Origin of the sequence: Sphingobacterium sp. UBA6317, from assembly GCF_002440385.1 — a bacterium.
GTDB lineage: Bacteria > Bacteroidota > Bacteroidia > Sphingobacteriales > Sphingobacteriaceae > Sphingobacterium > Sphingobacterium multivorum.
In genome coordinates, this window is sequence record NZ_DJTD01000046.1 from 260315 (window position 1) to 279501 (window position 19187).

Below are 19187 nucleotides of genomic sequence, written 5' to 3' on the forward strand. Positions count from 1 at the left end.
TAGATTAAACTGCTTCTGCTAATAATTTTTTACCTTTTTCGATAGCATCATCAATGTTACCGACTAAGTTGAAGGCAGCTTCAGGGTACTCATCTACTTCACCGTCAATGATCATATTGAAACCTTTGATGGTATCTTTGATGTCTACCAATACACCTTTTAAACCTGTAAATTGTTCTGCAACGTGGAAAGGTTGAGATAAGAAACGTTGTACACGACGTGCGCGGTGTACTGTTAATTTATCTTCTTCCGATAATTCGTCCATACCTAAAATGGCGATGATATCTTGTAATTCTTTATAACGTTGAAGAATTTCTTTTACACGTTGTGCAGTATTATAGTGTTCGTTACCTAAAACGGCAGGAGAAAGGATACGTGATGTAGAATCCAAAGGATCCACAGCAGGGTAGATACCTAACTCAGCAATTTTACGAGACAATACTGTCGTTGCATCCAAGTGAGCGAAAGTTGTCGCTGGAGCAGGGTCAGTTAAGTCATCGGCAGGTACATATACGGCTTGAACCGAAGTGATTGAACCGTTTTTAGTTGAAGTGATGCGCTCTTGCATTAAACCCATCTCAGTTGCCAATGTTGGTTGGTAACCTACGGCTGAAGGCATACGACCCAATAGGGCAGATACTTCAGAACCTGCTTGTGTAAAACGGAAGATGTTATCAATGAAGAATAATACGTCACGGCCTTGACCTTCGCCATCACCGTCACGGAAGTATTCCGCTACTGTCAAACCTGATAAAGCAACACGTGCACGTGCCCCAGGAGGCTCGTTCATTTGACCGAATACGAAAGTACATTTTGAATCTTTCATCAGTTCGTGGTCAACAGTTTCCAAAGGCCATTCGCCTTTTTCCATGCCTTCCATAAAGTGCTCACCATATTTGATGATACCAGACTCCAACATCTCGCGCAATAAGTCATTACCCTCACGTGTACGTTCACCTACACCGGCGAATACAGAAAGACCACCGTGACCTTTTGCGATATTGTTGATTAATTCTTGGATTAATACAGTTTTACCTACACCGGCACCACCGAATAAACCAATTTTACCACCTTTAGCATATGGCTCTAAAAGGTCAATAACTTTGATACCAGTAAAAAGTACTTCGGATTCAGTTGACAAATCTTCGAATTTAGGAGGTACGTTGTGGATAGGACGACCATTCTCTTTATTCAAATTTTGGATCCCGTCTATGGCATCACCAACTACATTGAATACACGACCTTTGATTTCTTCACCAACAGGCATTTTGATAGGAGCACCAGTATCGACAACTTCCATTCCGCGAACTAAACCTTCAGTTGCGTCCATGGCAATTGTACGTACACGATCCTGACCTAAGTGTTGTTGAACTTCTAATACAACACGTTGTCCATTTTCTTTTTGAATGTACAATGCATCGTAAATTTTAGGTAGATTTTCACTGTCGGCGAAGTTGACGTCAACAACTGGGCCGATAATCTGCGCTATTTTACCAATCTTGGGCATATTATAGGGACTAAATATTTATTAATCAATTTTATATAAGAGACATAAAAGGCCTCTTTTTTGGTCAGCAAAAATAAGGTTATTCGTTTTTAAAAACAAATAGAATTTGCAATTAAATTACAATTTTATTAATGTAGGTCAAAATGTTATCTATTGTAATTCTGTATGTTTCGATTTCTATACCTGCAAATATAGTTTTTCTCTTTTATTCGGCTAGGTATTTTTGAAGTTTACTGCATTACTTCGTTGAATCTTTTGTTTGTTTTGAGGAATGGTACCTGATGAAATAAAATCGACCTGTAACGGAGTACCTCAAGGAGTCGTTACAGGTCGATCAAAATAAATATGCTATTTTATGAGAAGCAGGACTATATTTTTTTATTTAGTTCGTCCTGCAACTGGCGCTTGAGCAGCTGTTCCTTTTCCATGGATTTTTTACGGAACGTAGCGAATTCTTCTTGCGATTGCTCCGCTGTCTTTTGGGATTCCACCGTGTCCACTTTCGCTTTCCGATAAGAAAATAAAAAGATAAATGCTGCTACGGCCAATACCGCAATGATCGTCCAAACAACTGTATTGTAAAAAGTTTTAGAGGTATTGATGCCCAAGAAAGAAAAACTTTCTGTTTTTTCCTTCTCCTGCGCCAGCTGATCTTTTAAAACCTGAATAGAATCTTGCAAAGTTTTGGTATTGGATGTATAGTTGCTTGAAGATGATTTTAAAGAGCTGATTTCCTTGTGGAGTTTTGCTACGGTATCTATGACATTTCGTTTCACAATATCCAGATTGGTTTTTCGCACCATCTTGAAATCATAGTTGTTTTTCGAAATATAATTCAGGTGGTCAAATTGATTTGCCAAACTTCCTTTTTTTAATCCATCCGGACTGTACTTGAAAGCATTATCCTGTTGTGCTGCTGTAGTGGCGGGAGCCGCAGTAGGAGTTTGTGCCTCCAGTAATGTATGTGATGAAATAAATAAAATTGTAAAGAATATAAATGCTAATCTCAATTTGCTCATGTTGTTTATTTTATAAAATGCGTTAATCCAGCCTATCCAAATTGCAAAACCAGGATATACCTGTGATAAATATAAGGAATTATTGAAAAAACGAAAATGTTAAGTGAAATATATTCCAATACATACCTGATTTTCCGTCACTTTATTATGATTCGATCGACCAACTTGGCAAATACCGTAAAAAGGACATGATCTTTTCCTTATAGATCGCCGTGTTTAGTTTGAAATAGTAGGCTCCTTTTTTTGAATTTTCCTTATCCTTTTCCTCCAGTTTGATGATGAGGTCTGAGGAAAGCAGTTTTCGGCTGAAATTCCGCTTGTCCAACTCAATATTGTAAACACCCTCATAAAGTGCTGCAATTTGGGGAATCGTGAATTTCTCGGGCAGCAGTTCAAATAATATCGGATACAAAGCCGCTTTCATGCGTAGACGGTGTTGTGCCGAAGCGATCATTTGATCATGATCGAAGATCAGTGTTGGGTGCTCCCGCAATGGAAACCATTGGGCTTCGTAATCGTCGCTTAGGATATGTTTATATTGCTGTGTGTCAATCAATGCAAAATAACAGATACTGACAACCCGGTCGCTAGGTTCCCGATTAGGTTCGCCGAATACACTACATTGCTCCATGTATACATTTTCAAGTCCTGTTAGCTGTTTGAGTACTCGGCTCGCGGCCTCTTCCGGACTTTCGTCGGATTGAACGAAACCACCCATCAGACTCCATTTATTTCTTTCTGGTTCGAAATCACGTTTAATTAAAAGTACTTCAAGGGATTCGCCGTTAAATCCAAATATGATGCAGTCTACTGCCAAAAGGATCCCTGAATCTTTTTTATAATATTCCATCGTCTATCGTTTTATCTTTTTATCTGACACCACCCCATTTATTCCACGAGCAAAACTATGTAAAAAAGTAAATAGCTAAAAATAAGTATAATAATTGTCTGATACATCCCTTTAAAAGGCATTTATACCCCTATATCAGGAATTCGGGTTAACCATAATTTGCTGCTATGAAGTTAGCTCTATTTTTTAAATATGAAAATTTTCTTTCATATTTAAAAAAATAAATGTTTATTTGACACTAATTATTTTCCATGGCTAGCTTCGGAAGGGGGATAGTGGAAAGTAAGGCATTAGAGACAATTATAAGTTATAAACCAAATTCAGCAAAAATGAATAAATCGTATGTCATTGGGGTGGACTATGGAAGTGATTCGGTCCGTTCAGTATTGGTTGATGCTAACAATGGCGAGGAGATAGCTTCTTCTGTATTTTACTACCCGCGATGGAAAAGAGGGGCGTATTGTGATGCTGCTTTAAGTCAGTTTAGGCAACACCCGTTGGATTATATCGAAGGCTTGGAAGCGACAATTAAAGATTGCTTGCTCAAATCGGGAGTCGACAATATTGGCAAAGCTGTAAAAGCAATTTCCGTGGATACAACAGGATCTACTCCAGTTGCTGTCAACGCAGCCGGCGTTCCATTGGCGCTGTTGGACGAGTTTAAAGACAACCCCAATGCCATGTTTGTCTTATGGAAAGATCATACAGCCGTTAGAGAGGCCAAAGAAATTAACCTGCACAATCAAAATAGTTCGGTGGATTATCTGAAGTATGTAGGCGGTGTATACTCTTCGGAATGGTTCTGGGCCAAATTACTCCATGTATTTCGGGCTGATGAAAAGGTCCGTGCCGCCACCTATAGCTGGGTGGAGCATTGTGATTATATTCCTTTTCTATTGACTGGAGGAACACAGGTATCTGCTATGAAGCGTGGGGTTTGTTCAGCGGGTCATAAATCACTTTGGGCTGAAGAATTTGACGGCCTACCTCCAAATTCTTTCTTTTCAACACTTGACCCATTGTTGGATGGTTTGGTTGATCGCCTGTTTTCAGAAACCTACACTGCTGATCAATCTGCAGGTCAGCTTTCGGAAGAATGGGCGCAACGATTAGGTCTTACAACATCAGTTGTTGTTGGTGTAGGTGCATTTGACTGCCACATGGGTGCAGTTGGAGGACAAATTGAGCCCTATTATCTGAGTAAGGTGATGGGGACATCAACCTGTGATATGTTAGTTGCTCCAAAAGAGGAGGTACAGCATACGTTGGTCAGGGGAATCTGTGGTCAGGTAGACGGTTCCATTATACCAGGAATGATAGGTATGGAAGCTGGTCAGTCGGCATTTGGAGATGCTTACGCCTGGCTGAAACAGGTGTTGCTATGGCCAACGAAAAATTTGATACAAGATGTTGAAGAGATCGATGAACGAACGCGCGAACAATTGATCGCAGCGTTGGAAGAGAAACTATTGGTCAGTCTAAGTGAGCAGGCGGCATTACTTCCCGTAACAGAAACATCAGAATTAGCTTTAGATTGGCTCAATGGCCGCCGAACTCCGGATGCGGATCAATCCTTGAAAGGGGCGATCACAGGCTTACACCTCGGAACAGATGCGCCGCGGATCTTCAGAGCGATTGTCGAAGCGACCTGTTTCGGTGCAAAGGCTATTGTTGACCGTTTCGTGGAGCAGGGTATTCCTGTAAAAGGCTTAATCGGTTTAGGCGGAGTTGCAAAAAAATCACCTTTTATTATGCAAATGATGGCCAATGTGATGAATATGCCTATTCGTATTCATAAAAGTGAACAGACTTGTGCCATTGGCGCAGCCATGTTTGCCGCAACAGCAGCTGGTTTATATAACCGGGTCGAGGATGCCATGAAGGCAATGGGGCAAGGTTTTGAACGGACTTATATCCCTGAGGAAAAATGGGTGTCCATTTATGCCGAGCGTTATGAACATTACAAAGCGCTGGGTGCTTTTGTCGAAGGAAAGGAATCGCTCGCCATTACTGTTTAACCATTCAAATTTTAATCATGTATAATTCAATTAAAGAAGAAGCCTACCATTGCAATATGCAATTGCCCCAGCTGGGATTGGTGCTTTTTACATTTGGAAATGTGAGTGTTGTTGACCGTCACCATGAAGTTTTTGCCATTAAACCCAGTGGGGTCCCTTATGAGGAGCTTACACCGGAACATATGGTGATTGTAGATTTTGATGGTCATGTGGTTGAGGGTAATCTTCGGCCATCATCAGATACGAAAACCCATGCCCTATTGTATAAACAGTGGAAAGAGATTGGCGGTATAACACATACACACTCCACCTATGCGACAGCATGGGCACAGGCACAGCGGGATATTCCCATTTTTGGAACGACACATGCCGATCATTTGACCGTCGATATTCCTTGTGCCCCACCAATGCACGATGAGATGATCGCCGGAAACTACGAACATGAAACGGGGTTTCAAATTATCAATCACTTTGTCGAAAATAAGCTGGACTATAAAGAAGTGGAAATGATTCTGGTTGGCAACCACGCGCCGTTTGCTTGGGGTAAAACCGGAATAAAGTCTGTCTATAACAGTGCGGTGTTGGAACAGGTGGCGAAAATGGCTTGGTTGACAGAACAGATCAACCCGAATGTACCTCGATTAAAGTCTGCGCTGGTCAAAAAGCATTACGAGCGGAAGCATGGGGCCAATGCCTATTATGGTCAATAATTTTAATAAAAAATCTATAGCAAAAACTACAATTTACATGAATATCAATTTAAAAGAGCTTGAAGTCTGGTTTGTCGTGGGAAGCCAAGACCTTTATGGTGAAGAGACCTTGCGACAAGTGGCCCTACATGCTGAAGAAATAGCCCATTATTTAGATACCCAAGCGGTGATTCCGGTAGCGGTAAAATATAAACCGATCGTAAAAAATACAGACGAGATTTATGCAACATTGGCAGCCGCCAATAGTGAAAAAAATTGTATTGGGGTCATTACTTGGATGCATACCTTTTCACCTGCAAAGATGTGGATCCGAGGATTAAAAGCGTTGCAAAAGCCATTGTTGCATCTGCATACGCAGTACAACCAGGATATCCCGTGGCATAGTATCGATATGGATTTTATGAACCTTAACCAAAGTGCGCATGGGGATCGTGAATTTGGACATATCGTTAGCCGCTTAAAAATAGCGCGTAAAGTCGTCACTGGCCATTGGCAAGATGCGGAAGTATTGGAACGGATTAATGTTTGGGCGCGTGCAGCCGCAGGCTGGCATGACTGGCAAGGAGCCAAATTTGCACGCTTCGGTGACAATATGCGTTATGTGGCTGTTACAGATGGCGATAAAGTGGAGGCAGAGTCGCAATTTGGTTTCGCTGTAAACACCTATGCCATTGGGGATCTAGTGGAGGTGATTAATGCGAGCACTGAAGCGGAAATCGCGGCATTATTAGCAGAGTACGAAGCAACTTATGAGCTAGCCGAAAATGTGAAAGCTGGCGGTGAATATCGTGCTAACCTCATCGAAGCTGCTAAGATAGAAATTGGCCTACGGAAGTTTTTGGAACAAGGAGACTTTAAAGGTTTTACGGATACTTTTGAGGATCTGCATGGCATGGTACAACTTCCGGGCCTGGCGGTACAGCGTTTAATGGCTGAGGGGTATGGTTTTGCCGGTGAAGGGGATTGGAAGACGCCGGCTTTGGTGCGTGCTTGCAAAGTAATGGGAGCAGGATTACCGGGTACGACGGCATTTATGGAAGACTACACCTATCATTTTGATCCGCAGAATCCCATGGTACTTGGCTCACACATGTTGGAAGTGGACCCCGCATTGGCAATTGGAAAACCACGAATAGAAGTGCATCCACTAGGCATTGGCGGCAAGGCAGATCCTGCTCGCTTGGTTTTTAATGGCCAAAGTGGTGATGCATTGAATGCTTCTTTGGTCGATATGGGAACGCGTTTCCGTTTGATCGTGAACAAAGTACAAGGTGTTGCTGTAGAAGAAGAACTCCCTAAACTTCCTGTCGCACGGGTGTTATGGAAACCGCTGCCCGATATGAAAACAGGTTGCAGTGCCTGGATTGTGGCTGGGGGTGCGCACCATACTGCCTACAGTTTGAGCTTAACACCCGAATACCTGGAAGATTTTGCACGTATGGCGGGTTTAGAATATGTATTGATCGACGAGGACACTACGGTAGCAAGACTCGAAGACCAATTGAAATGGAATGAACTCTATTATTTACTGAGTAAATAATAACCTAAGCCATTTATACCTGTTCTTCGCGGTATAAATGGCTTATTGATAATAACCAATTTGGGAAATATGGAAAAATTTGCAACGGTAGATTACATCATCTTCGTAATTTACTTCTTTATTGTAGCCGGCTATGGCTATTGGATTTATCGTAAAAAGACGAATAGTTTAAGCAGCAGCAAGGACTACTTTCTGGCAGAAGGATCACTGACCTGGTGGGCCATAGGCTCTTCATTGATCGCATCGAATATTTCTGCTGAACAGTTTATTGGCATGAGCGGCAATGGATTTGAGGTTGGTATTGCTGTAGCTGCTTACGAGCTCATTGCTGCGGTAGCGTTAATTATTGTTGCGGTTTGGTTTATTCCGGTCTATCTGAAAAACAAGATTTTCACGATGCCTCAGTTTTTGAACAACCGATACAATGAAACGACGAGTCTCATCATGGCAATCTTCTGGTTGTTTTTGTATGTTTTTGTCAATCTGACATCTATCCTGTATCTCGGGGCAATTGCCATTTCGAGTATGGCCGGAGGTGGCGACAGCTTCCACACCATTACAGTTGCTTTAGCCGTATTTGCCGTCATTATTACTTTAGGCGGAATGCGTGTTATTGGTTTTACAGATGTTATTCAGGTTGTTGTATTAATTATTGGCGGTATAGCGACGACCTATGTGGCATTGACCTTGGTCAGTGAACATTTTGGTTTGGGACAAGACGCCTTGGCTGGATTCAATAAATTGATGGAAGATTCGCCGGAGCATTTTAACCTATTTGTCGATAAACCAGGGCCAGGAGCTAGTCAGGAAGATATCAATAAGTATCTGATGCTGCCTGGAATAGGAATGTACCTTGCCGGAATCTGGATTGTCAACCTAAATTACTGGGGTTGTAATCAATACATCACACAACGCGCTTTGGGAGCCGATCTAAAGACTGCACGCACAGGGATTCTTTTTGCGGGATTTCTAAAATTGTTTATGCCAATTATCGTTATGCTTCCAGGGATAGCCGCTTATGTGCTATACAAAAATGGTGCGTTACAACACGAAATGGCTCCTGGAGGAGTGTTTCACGCCGATAATGCATATTCAGCGATATTGGGCTATCTGCCCAATGGAATGAAAGGGCTTGCGCTGGCGGCGCTTACAGCGGCTATTGTGGCCGGATTGGCCGGAAAGGCCAATAGTATCGCAACGATCTTTACATTGGATATCTTTAAAAAATACATCAATAAAGATGCGGGCGAAGCAAAAATGGTGTGGGTTGGAAAGATAACCATCGTGATCTCTATTCTACTTTCTGTTTTGTTTACCTGGAATGATGCGCTGGGCATCGGTGGTGCCGGCGGATTTACTTTTATCCAAAAATATACAGGCTTCATCAGCCCAGGTGTTTTTGCGATGTTTTTGCTAGGAATGTTTTGGAAAAGGACGACAGGTGCAGCCGCCATTACAGGCCTTGTTACGGGATTTGCGTTGTCTATATTTTTCAATGAGTTTGCAACAAAGGTTTTCGGACCAGAGACATGGATCTATACGGCATATCTCAACAAAGCGGGCGTTTATGAAATACCATTCCAGATATGTATGGGACTCGCATTTGTATTTACAATGATTGCTATGATTGCTGTGAGCATATTTGGACCAAAGGTTAATCCAAAAGCTTTTGTATTGGATCGGTCGATGTTTAAAGTAGAACCATCCGTATTGGCATTAATTGTTGTGACTTTATTGTTGGTGACCGCTATCTACGTGCGTTTTTGGTAGAATGTTGCCATTTGAATAATTAAAAAATTATGAACCATTCCTAATGAAAATTAGGAAGCCTCCATCAGACCGATGGGGTAAAACTTAATTACAGATGAATAAGAAAATTATTATTGGTTTGTTGACTTGTGCTTCATTGGCCTATGGCTGCCAATCTTCATCAACTCAAAATAAGCAAGCAGCAACGATGGCTGATTCTACTTCCAGCCCTGCTTTCGACAGTCAGATTGATGGTAAAGAAGTTAAACTGTTCCAGCTCAAGAACGACAAACTCGCCATTACGTTGACAAATTATGGTGCACGTCTGGTGAGTTTAAAAGTCCCGGATAAGAACGGTAAAGCGACTGATGTGATTTTGGGCTATGATTCGGCCAAAGAATACAAGGATAACTATAATAATTTTTACGGCGCCATTGTAGGGCGTTATGGTAACCGGATCGGGAAAGCATCATTTAAACTGAATGGTGAGGTGTATACGTTGGAAAAGAATGATGGCGAGAACTCACTTCATGGCGGTACCAATGGCGTTTACAATAAGGTGTGGGATGTTGTTAGTAGCACTAATACATCAATCACATTAGCCTATACCTCACCTGATAAAGAAGCGGGGTATCCAGGAACGGTCAAGATGGAGGTTACCTACACCCTGGAGGACAATGGTGCTTTGGCCATCGCCTATCAGGCGACAACAGATAAAGAGACGGTCTTAAATCTGACCAACCATGCGTATTTTAACCTCAATGGAGCCGGAGATTCTTCTATTTTGGATCATGAACTTCAGATTGATGCAAAGGCAATTACCGAAGTTGATAATACCTTGATCCCAACAGGAAAGAGCTTGCCTGTCGCGGGCACCGCATTCGATTTTACCAAACCGACACGCATTGGCGCTCGTATTGAAGATCAAAATGCTCAACTGAAGATTGGAAAGGGCTATGACCATAATTTTGAACTCAACAAGAAGGATGGTTTCCAGAAGGTCGCACAGGTGTATGCTACCAAGACAGGTATTGAAATGGACATCTACACAACCGAACCAGGCTTGCAGTTTTACAGCGGTAATTTTATGAAGGATTCGGATCCTAAAGGGAAAGAGGGAAAAGTGTATCCATTCCGTTCTGCCTTTTGTTTGGAGACACAACATTTTCCAGATGCACCAAATCACCCCAATTTTACATCAACGGTGTTAAAACCTGGAGAAAAATATAGTTCAAAGACAACCTATCAATTTAGTGTGAAATAATAAAATCGATATGATGAAGCTAAGATTAAAATTAGGCGTTGTTTTTACGCTGGCCACTGGATTACTGTATGGACAGAGTAGTGTAAGATTGGAAACACCACAGCAGGAGCAGATTATAAGTCGACATATCTATGGACATTTTGCCGAACATTTGGGACGCTGTATTTATGATGGATTTTATGTCGGTGAGAAAAATGATTCGATTCCCCATGCTGACGGCGTCCGGAAAGATATCATCGAAGCTCTTAAGAAGTTGAATATTCCCAATTTGCGTTGGCCAGGAGGATGTTTTGCCGATACGTATCATTGGAAGGATGGCGTTGGCCCCAAAGCCCAGCGTCCTGCTATCGTAAACAATTGGTGGGGCGGCGTGACAGAGGATAACTCTTTTGGTACACACGATTTTCTCAATATGTGTGAATTGTTGGGTGCAGAGCCTTATCTGGCGGGAAATGTGGGGAGCGGTGAGGTGCAGGAACTTGCCGACTGGGTTCAATATGTGAATTTTAAAGGCGAGAGCCCCATGTCGGATTGGCGACGAAAAAATGGTCGGCAAGAGCCTTGGAAGGTGAAATTCTGGGGCGTAGGAAATGAAGCCTGGGGCTGTGGCGGAAATATGACTGCCGATTACTATACAGACATCTACCGCAAATACGCCACGTTTATGTCGGACTGGACCAATGGAAGCGGTTTGTATCGAATCGCCTCGGGAGCCAATAGTGCCGATTATAATTGGACGGAGACTTTGATGAAGAAAATTCCAAGTGGTTTGATGAAAGGCATGGGACTTCATCACTATGCCGTGATCAACTGGGACGACAAGGGCTCTGCAACGCAATATTCGGAGGAGGAGTATTTTAAAACCATGAAATCAGCTTGGTTTATGAATGAGCTCGTGGAAAAGAATATCGCCATCATGGACAAATATGATCCGAAAGGACTGGTGGATCTGATCGTAGACGAATGGGGCGGCTGGTATGCGGTAGAACCTGGCACGAATCCGGGCTTTCTCTACCAACAAAATACCATGCGTGATGCCATGATTGCAGGAATGACACTCAATATCTTTAACAATCATGCTCGCCGGGTGAAGATGGCCAATCTTGCCCAAGCCGTGAATGTATTGCAAGCTGTTATCCTGACAGAAGGAAAGAATATGATTTTGACGCCGACTTATCATGTGATGGAAATGTATAAGGTACATCAGGATGCCAAGTTAATTCCTATTTCCCTTCAATCAACGGATTTTGAATTTAACCAAGAAAAAATTCCGGCCGTGTCGGTTTCAGCCTCTCAAGATCAGCAAGGTCGTACACATATCTCCTTAGTAAATATTGATCCGAAAAAGAATAATAAGGTAAAGGTAGATTTGGGTTCGGTGAAAGCTGGAAAAGTAACAGGTCGAATACTTACCGCGGACAACCTACGCGATTATAATTCCTTTAAGAAACCCGCAACAATTGCACCTGTTGTGTACAATAAGGCAAAGGTTGTAAATGGTACAATTGAAGTGGACATTCCTGCATTTTCAGTTATTGTATTGGAATTAATATAACAGCTAATTTTGATAGGGTTGTCATGTCGTGTTACCCTATTTGTGCTGTTAAAGCTGGTGTAAAACCTGAAATAATAAATTATTGTTGAAAAAATAAATATAGGGATGAAAAGAGTACTGTCAACACTGTTACTGTTAGCGAGCTTGGGCTCTTCAGCATTGGCGCAGTCACCGATAACATTAAATGTTGCGTTGGATAAACCTACAGGCAACATATCGCCGCATATGTGGGGCGTCTTTTTTGAAGATATCAATCTTGGTGCCGATGGGGGAATCTATGCAGAATTGGTAAAGAATAGATCATTTGAGTTTGATCAGCCTTGGATGGGCTGGAAAAAGCTCGAAAATGGTCCTGAGGGAAGCTACCTGCTACTAAACGATGGCAAACGTAAAGGGAACAAACGTTATTTAAGGATACATAGTGCAGCTAACCTGAAATTAGGTCTACAAAATGAAGGCTTTAGAGGAATGGGAGTGAAAGCGGGTGCAGCATATGAATTCTCAGTACAATACCAAAGTGCAGCTAAAGGAATGAAAATCCATGTTGAACTGCTCGATCAACAGAATAAAGTTATTGGAACAGCTGAACTTCCGCTTGAATCCGTCGGATCATGGTCTGAAGCTGCAGTCAAATTTCCTGCCAACCAAACGACAGATAAAGCCAAATTAAATGTGTGGTTTACAGGGACAGGTACGTTAGACGTCGATATGCTTTCGTTATTTCCAGTAGACACCTGGAAAGGTAGACCGAAGGGTTTACGTAAAGATATGGTTCAGATGCTTGCCGATATGAAACCCGGCTTTATCCGTTTTCCTGGCGGCTGTATTGTTGAAGGGAGAGATTTGGCCAATCGGTTTCAATGGAAAAAAACGGTTGGACCAATAACGGAAAGGGAATTGATTATCAACCGCTGGAATACCGAGTTTAGCCATCGTCTGACACCTGATTATTTTCAGACCTTCGGTTTAGGATTTTATGAATACTTTTTGCTGGCGGAAGATATTGGCGCATCTCCGGTGCCAATTCTCAATTGCGGTATGGCCTGCCAATTTAATACCGGTGAAGTGGTACCCTTAGATGAGTTAGATACATATGTTCAAGACGCTTTGGATCTGATTGAATTTGCTAACGGCACAACAGCTACAAAATGGGGAAAATTACGAGCGGATATGGGGCATCCTGAGCCTTTCCACCTCAGCATGTTGGGCGTTGGAAATGAAAATTGGGGCCCGCAATATATCGAGCGGTTAACCGTCTTCAAGAAAGCGTTAAACGAGAAACATCCGGAGATCAAAATTATCGCCAGTTCGGGTACCGATCCCGAAGGAGATCGTTTTGACTTCTTAGATGATAAACTGCGGGCGATGAATATCGATATCATTGATGAACATTATTACCGCCCACCATCCTGGTTTCTGTCGAGCGCCAATCGTTATGATAATTACCCTAGAAATGGGGTGAAAATCTTCGCAGGGGAATACGCTTCGCATACCACACGACCAAACGGTCCTGGCAAAAGTACCTGGGAGGCGGCCCTCTCGGAAGCCGCTTTCATGACGGGCCTGGAACGAAATGGCGACGTAGTGGAAATGGCATCTTACGCGCCATTATTCGGTCATGTCGAAGGCTGGCAGTGGTCACCTGATTTAATTTGGGTGGATAACTTGCAGGTATATGGAACACCGAGCTACCACGTGCAAAAATTATATGCGACCAATAAAGGGACAAGTATTGTTCCGATCAAACGGGATGGTGAATTCGTAGCGGGCAAAGATAGCCTATATGCTTCTGCAGTATTTGATGCCGTTGCGCAACAGCTTATCGTGAAAGTCGTCAATTACAATAGTAAGCCGATGAAAGTGAACCTTGCCATAAATTCGAAGAAAAAGCCTGCTGCGACAGCAGAGAAAATCACCTTGGCCAACGCCAACTTAAACCAGAGTAACAGTATCGAGGAACCATTGAATATCCGTCCAAAGCAAAATACAATAACTTATAAGGGGAAGACAATTGTTGAAACATTTGAACCTTACTCCTTGACCTTGATAAAATTGACCGTAAAATAAGATGAATATCCGCATACTCATTTTTACAACCCTGATGCTATTTGTGCATAACTTGTTTGCACAGGTGAAGGAATCGGATCTGGCTGCTTACCTCATGGTTTATTTTAAGGATGAAAGCCATGGTCTGTATGTTGCTGTCAGTCAGGATGGCTATTCTTTCACCGATATCAATAAAGGAAAACCGACCATTGCTGGTGATAGCATTGCACAGCAGAAAGGTATTCGCGATCCCTATATCATGCGTGGAAAAGATGGTTATTTTTAAATGGTCATGACGGATCTACATATCTACGGACAAAAGCAAGGGTATAGAAATACGGAATGGGAGCGCGACGGAGTCGCATTTGGATGGGGTAACAACCGCGGTATTGTCTTAATGAAATCGGCTGATTTAATTCAATGGACCCATACGGAGCTCTACTTGGAGAAAGCCTTTAAAGGCTGGGAAAATGTTGGCGCCTTTTGGGCTCCCGAACTCATCTATGATGATCGGAATGGTAAAATGATGATCTATTTTACGATGCGGTTTGGCAATGGACTTAATCAGCTCTACTATGCCTACTTAAATAAGGAGTTCACAGCATTTGAATCAGAACCACAGCTTTTGTTTCAATACCCCAAATCAAATAAAAATTATATCGATGGCGATATGCCGAAGGTGGGGAATAAATACCATCTTTTTTATGTTGCCCATGATGGTGTTCCAGGCATTAAGCAAGCTGTTTCAGACCACCCGAATGGACCCTATCAGTATGATGATCGTTTCTATGACCCTGAGCCAGAAGCCTGTGAAGCTCCGAATGTGTGGAAAAGGATAGGGGAAGAAAAATGGGTGTTAATGTATGATATCTATGGGATATCACCACATAATTTTGGCTTCAGTGAAACCACAGATTTTAAAAATTTTGTTGATCTGGGACACTTTAATGCAGGTAAAATGAAATCTACTAATTTCACTTCGCCCAAACATGGTGCTGTCATCCCAATAACAAAGCAAGAGTTGCAGCGATTAGCAAAGCATTGGCAGTTTGATTTGTCTTTGCCAAAAAAATAGAAGCGCGTTAGCGCTGATCTTCGTACCTTATTGCCTTTGTATGGCAATAAGGTACTTAACCAAATAAATTGCTAGTGAATTTCAGCTTAATACCGAGTTGAAAATTATGGATTGTTTTGAAGATCTCTTTAATTGTCGCCTTTTCGATATTGGTTAAGCTATCGATAGGTACGTAATTGTTGGGTGCCAGTTTAGCGATACGGATCTGGTTGGCCTGATTTTTTAAACGGATCGACATCAGGTAATAATAGGATTGATTTAATTCCTCGTACTGTTCTTGTGTGAAGATGCCCAATTCAAGGAGCTGTTTCAACCTACCACCGGTATTTTCTTCATAAATTCTGTTTTGCAGTGCGTAAACCCGGACTAAGTCAACAATGGGTGTCATCGCTTTCTTGATATTGAAGACTTCAGAAGAACCTATTGTTTGCGTTTTTATTGCCTTGAAAAATGTGAGCGGCGGTTCATATTGCAGCGCATTCTTTGCAATGAACGTAAAAAAACGCTCGTTGGGTTTTTGTAGCTCAATATTGAGAAATTCTTTGAGTTGATCAATAATGCCCTGGTCACCATATAATCGCCTACAGTCGAAGAAGGTCGAAAATTTAATCGCATTCTCGGGGATGCTCTCTTCAATCCATTTCTTGTAATTTTTCTTCCAATGCGACAGCGAATGTGTCCATTCGGGATTAATGGCCATATATCCACCGGTACAGTAGCTAAAACCGATGGTATTGAGATGATCCGACACACGACTGGCAAAATTGAGGAAATACGCGCGTACGAGCTCCCGTTGTTCGTTTGCTTTATCTTCATAAATAATGGCGTTATCTTGGTCGGTCATTAGCGTTTGTTCTTTCCTTCCTTCGCTGCCCGTTACCATAAACACAAATTTGGCGGGTGGCTCGCCCATTTCCCCGATCACTTTTTCAATTACTTTAAGGGCAATACTGTCGGCAACGGTCGTGATGACCTGGTTCGCAATCTCGGCATTTACACCCCTACCGAGCAATTGGTGAATAATCTCGGGGACATTATTCCATTTTTCACGCAATTCATCCAGCGTTTCGGCGAGTTTAACCGATTGAATGAATACGAGCGGAGACTGCCCCTGTTCACTCAATAGCCGATTTCGACTAAGGAAACCGATATAATTGCCCGCCTTCTCGACAAGGAGATACCTCGATTTCGTGCGGAACATCATCAGTACCGCCTCGTAAAGATAGGCCTGATCGGAAATACTGACAATGGGGTTATCCATAACCTGAGCGATAGATTGTGTTGCCGGAATCTGCTGGGCCACGACATTGTCTCTTAAGGTAATATCGGTTGCATAGCCGAGAATCTGCTCCTCCTTTTTAATAAATATGCAGCTTACCTTGTGTTTCGCCATGGTCTGTGCAGCCTCAAAGATGGGGGTATCGGGTGTACAGGATACGATATCTTTATAGGTAATATGCTCAATTTTGCGCGAATAGAGTTGGTCTGCCGCAAAGTAGCTTTCCTCAAAGGAAGCTGGCGACTTCACAAAATGAGAAAACTCCTCATCTAACATTCTTTTTCCAAAGGAATTGGTGAAAAAATGGAAAAACTCTTCATTCGCATTACACAACTCAATAAAGTCTTTTCGGGGTAAACGATAAATAATTGTACCTTTTTTGGCGATAACAGACTTGAGTGCTTTTGTTCGGTTTAATAAGACTGATATTCCACCAAAACAATACGGCTTATGGTGTATCTCGACCAATCGTTTATTATCAGAAACATCCAGAAAGAACGTTTCATATTCACCTTCGAGGATTAAATCAACACCATCCATGTCGGTAATGTTCTGCCGATAAACTAAGGTATCTTTGGAAAAACGATGTTCATTGAATCTGTCGACGATACTCAATTGTAGGGTTTCGGGCAGAATTTGAAATGGCTGAGTCGATTTCAGTAGGCGTAGTATAGCGTCGGGGTTTTTCATGGAAGTTACATTAACAGATGTTTTCGAATTCAGCTTGCTGATTTTGTATGTCCTGCTCGGATAATTCATCTTTTCGAATCATTTCAAAATAACATTTAGCGGTAATCTCGGCATCTTTTTCTGCATTATGCATTTCGGTCGCTGGACTCGAAAATAGCGTTTCATGTAGCGATGAAAGTGGAAGATGTACCATATTTGGATTCCGAACGTATTTTTTGCTATGCAACAAGGTGCAAAAATATGCTAAGTTATGAAATGGAATAGCCAAGTTGGATCGATAGAATTCGGCTGCTAATACCTGCAGGTCGAATGATAGAAAATGGCCGATTAACTGCGGCTTATATTTTTTGATGTCATGACTGAATTTCCGTAATACGTCTTTTTTCTTCTCACCATATTTCATTAGAAAAGGTGGTGTCAATCCATGAATCTGTTCGGATGCAGGGCTAATTGGTATTAACGGCTCGTAAATATATTTATTGGTTCGTTTAACTTCCTGTTGGTCTTCGTCATAGATGATCCAGGCCAATTGTAAAATATGGGGCCAATTGTCACTGTCCATATAACTCTTGTTCCATTTTTTCGGTAAACCAGATGTTTCCGTATCTAAGAATAGCAAATATTTTTTCAATGAATTGTCGGTAATTAATAATTAAAAATAGTCAAAATTTGTTGCAGGATAGCGGGCTATATCGAAATAATTTAGCTATAGCGTAACTATTTTGTCGTTACAACATAACAGTACATAACAGTTCCTTTTCTGAAATCATTTAGATTAGATATCTAATACCTAAATACATAGATAATGAATGCTGTTTTCGGAGTAATCTTCCACTTTATAGGCGGTTTTGCGTCTGGAAGTTTTTATGTGCCTTATAAAAAGGTGAAAGGTTGGTCTTGGGAATCCATGTGGATTTTAGGCGGACTTTTTTCGTGGATCATTATACCTCCTATCGCAGCAATGCTCACGATACCCAATTTTATGGAGATTATTAAAGAGACCGATCGACCCATTTTGAGTTATACTTTTTTGTTTGGTATGCTATGGGGGATAGGCGGTCTGACTTACGGTCTTGGTGTTCGTTACCTCGGCGTATCGTTGGGAAGTAGTATTATTTTGGGACTCAGCATGGTGTTTGGATCCTTGATGCCTAGCATTTATTATTTTTTCAATCGGGCCGAGGGTAAACACGGTATCGATTATTTCTTTACGACACAGCCGGGTGTTTGTATTCTCATTGGACTGTTGGTCTGCTTGGTCGGAGTCTATCTATGTGGCAAGGCTGGTATGTCCAAAGAAAAGCATCTTTCAACATTATCAGCAGAAAGTAAATCTGATTACAACTTCGGCTTAGGTATCGTCGTGGCGATCGTTTCAGGTATACTAAGTGCCTGTTTCAATTTTGGTATAGAGTCTGGGAAACCCATGGCGGATGTGAGCAATGCGGTATGGAAGGCCGCTAACCCCAATCAAGGAGAGTTTCTCTATCAAAATAATGTAACCTATATCGTAATTCTGTGGGGCGGCTTTATGACAAATTTTATTTGGTGTCTCTATCTGCTCGTCAAGAATAAGTCTTTTAAAGATTATACGAAACCAGCAGTGCCGAAGTTGCGGAATTTTCTTTTATGTGCTTCAGCAGGGACAACCTGGTATCTCCAATTTTTCTTTTACGGTATGGGGGAAAGCCGACTGGGCAATGGCGCAAGTTCCTGGATATTACATATGGCTTTCATCATTCTTATTTCAAATGCCTGGGGCGTTGTATTAAAAGAATGGCGAGGGGTGGACCGTGTAACCTATCGTTCCATTATTGCTGGAATTATCACAATTATCATTTCCATTTGCATAGTAGGCTTTGCAAGGACATTAGAAAATTAATAC

General features: G+C 41.9%; 15 protein-coding genes. 10 read left to right on the forward strand and 5 right to left on the reverse strand.

Going from position 1 to position 19187, the window contains the following annotated elements:
* Positions 1-4: 4 nt before the first annotated feature.
* From atpD to B3E92_RS16095, 3 genes are all read right to left on the reverse strand, one after another.
* Positions 5-1507 (reverse strand): F0F1 ATP synthase subunit beta, encoded by a 1503-nt coding sequence (gene atpD / locus B3E92_RS16085; protein ID WP_070570146.1) that lies wholly within the window; start codon positions 1505-1507, stop codon positions 5-7.
* A 368-nt stretch (positions 1508-1875) separates the two neighbouring features.
* A complete protein-coding gene (locus B3E92_RS16090) occupies positions 1876-2526 on the reverse strand; it encodes a hypothetical protein (protein ID WP_286802923.1) in 651 nt (216 codons plus the stop codon).
* A gap of 145 nt (positions 2527-2671) precedes the next feature.
* A complete protein-coding gene (locus tag B3E92_RS16095) occupies positions 2672-3376 on the reverse strand; it encodes an NUDIX hydrolase (protein WP_070570142.1) in 705 nt (234 codons plus the stop codon).
* A 329-nt stretch (positions 3377-3705) separates the two neighbouring features.
* Here B3E92_RS16095 and B3E92_RS16100 point away from each other — a divergent pair, with 329 nt between their 5' ends.
* The 9 genes from B3E92_RS16100 to B3E92_RS16140 all read left to right on the forward strand — a co-directional run bounded on the left by B3E92_RS16100 (position 3706) and on the right by B3E92_RS16140 (position 15333).
* Positions 3706-5394 (forward strand): ribulokinase, encoded by a 1689-nt coding sequence (locus B3E92_RS16100; protein WP_115049386.1) that lies wholly within the window; start codon positions 3706-3708, stop codon positions 5392-5394.
* A 17-nt stretch (positions 5395-5411) separates the two neighbouring features.
* Positions 5412-6104, forward strand: a complete 693-nt coding sequence (locus B3E92_RS16105; RefSeq protein ID WP_286802925.1) for an L-ribulose-5-phosphate 4-epimerase — start codon at positions 5412-5414, stop codon at positions 6102-6104.
* Between the two features lie 37 nt (positions 6105-6141).
* Positions 6142-7644 (forward strand): L-arabinose isomerase, encoded by a 1503-nt coding sequence (gene araA / locus B3E92_RS16110; protein WP_286802926.1) that lies wholly within the window; start codon positions 6142-6144, stop codon positions 7642-7644.
* Between the two features lie 69 nt (positions 7645-7713).
* Entirely contained in the window at positions 7714-9414 is a 1701-nt protein-coding gene (locus B3E92_RS16115; RefSeq protein WP_286802928.1) for a sodium:solute symporter family transporter, read from the forward strand.
* 94 nt (positions 9415-9508) lie between these two features.
* Positions 9509-10657 carry an aldose epimerase family protein gene (locus B3E92_RS16120; RefSeq protein WP_286802930.1) on the forward strand — a complete coding sequence of 383 codons (1149 nt, stop codon included), beginning with the start codon at positions 9509-9511 and terminating at the stop codon, positions 10655-10657.
* A gap of 10 nt (positions 10658-10667) precedes the next feature.
* Positions 10668-12212, forward strand: coding sequence for an alpha-N-arabinofuranosidase (locus tag B3E92_RS16125; RefSeq protein ID WP_236560294.1), 1545 nt, complete (start codon positions 10668-10670; stop codon positions 12210-12212).
* 105 nt (positions 12213-12317) lie between these two features.
* A complete protein-coding gene (locus tag B3E92_RS16130) occupies positions 12318-14279 on the forward strand; it encodes an alpha-L-arabinofuranosidase C-terminal domain-containing protein (protein ID WP_115046533.1) in 1962 nt (653 codons plus the stop codon).
* A 1-nt stretch (position 14280) separates the two neighbouring features.
* Entirely contained in the window at positions 14281-14544 is a 264-nt protein-coding gene (locus B3E92_RS16135; RefSeq protein ID WP_070570132.1) for a hypothetical protein, read from the forward strand.
* Positions 14545-14550: 6 nt separating this feature from the next.
* A complete protein-coding gene (locus tag B3E92_RS16140; protein WP_286897538.1) occupies positions 14551-15333 on the forward strand; it encodes a glycoside hydrolase family 43 protein in 783 nt (260 codons plus the stop codon).
* A gap of 55 nt (positions 15334-15388) precedes the next feature.
* On the opposite strand, the gene B3E92_RS16145 is transcribed toward B3E92_RS16140, so the two are convergent.
* Together B3E92_RS16145 and B3E92_RS16150 are read right to left on the reverse strand one after the other, a co-directional pair.
* Positions 15389-17302, reverse strand: a complete 1914-nt coding sequence (locus tag B3E92_RS16145) for a DUF294 nucleotidyltransferase-like domain-containing protein (RefSeq protein WP_286897539.1) — start codon at positions 17300-17302, stop codon at positions 15389-15391.
* A gap of 10 nt (positions 17303-17312) precedes the next feature.
* Entirely contained in the window at positions 17313-17933 is a 621-nt protein-coding gene (locus tag B3E92_RS16150; RefSeq protein WP_172462409.1) for a 3'-5' exonuclease, read from the reverse strand.
* Between the two features lie 174 nt (positions 17934-18107).
* Here B3E92_RS16150 and rhaT point away from each other — a divergent pair, with 174 nt between their 5' ends.
* Positions 18108-19184, forward strand: coding sequence for an L-rhamnose/proton symporter RhaT (gene rhaT, locus B3E92_RS16155; RefSeq protein ID WP_112374960.1), 1077 nt, complete (start codon positions 18108-18110; stop codon positions 19182-19184).
* Positions 19185-19187: the final 3 nt, after the last annotated feature.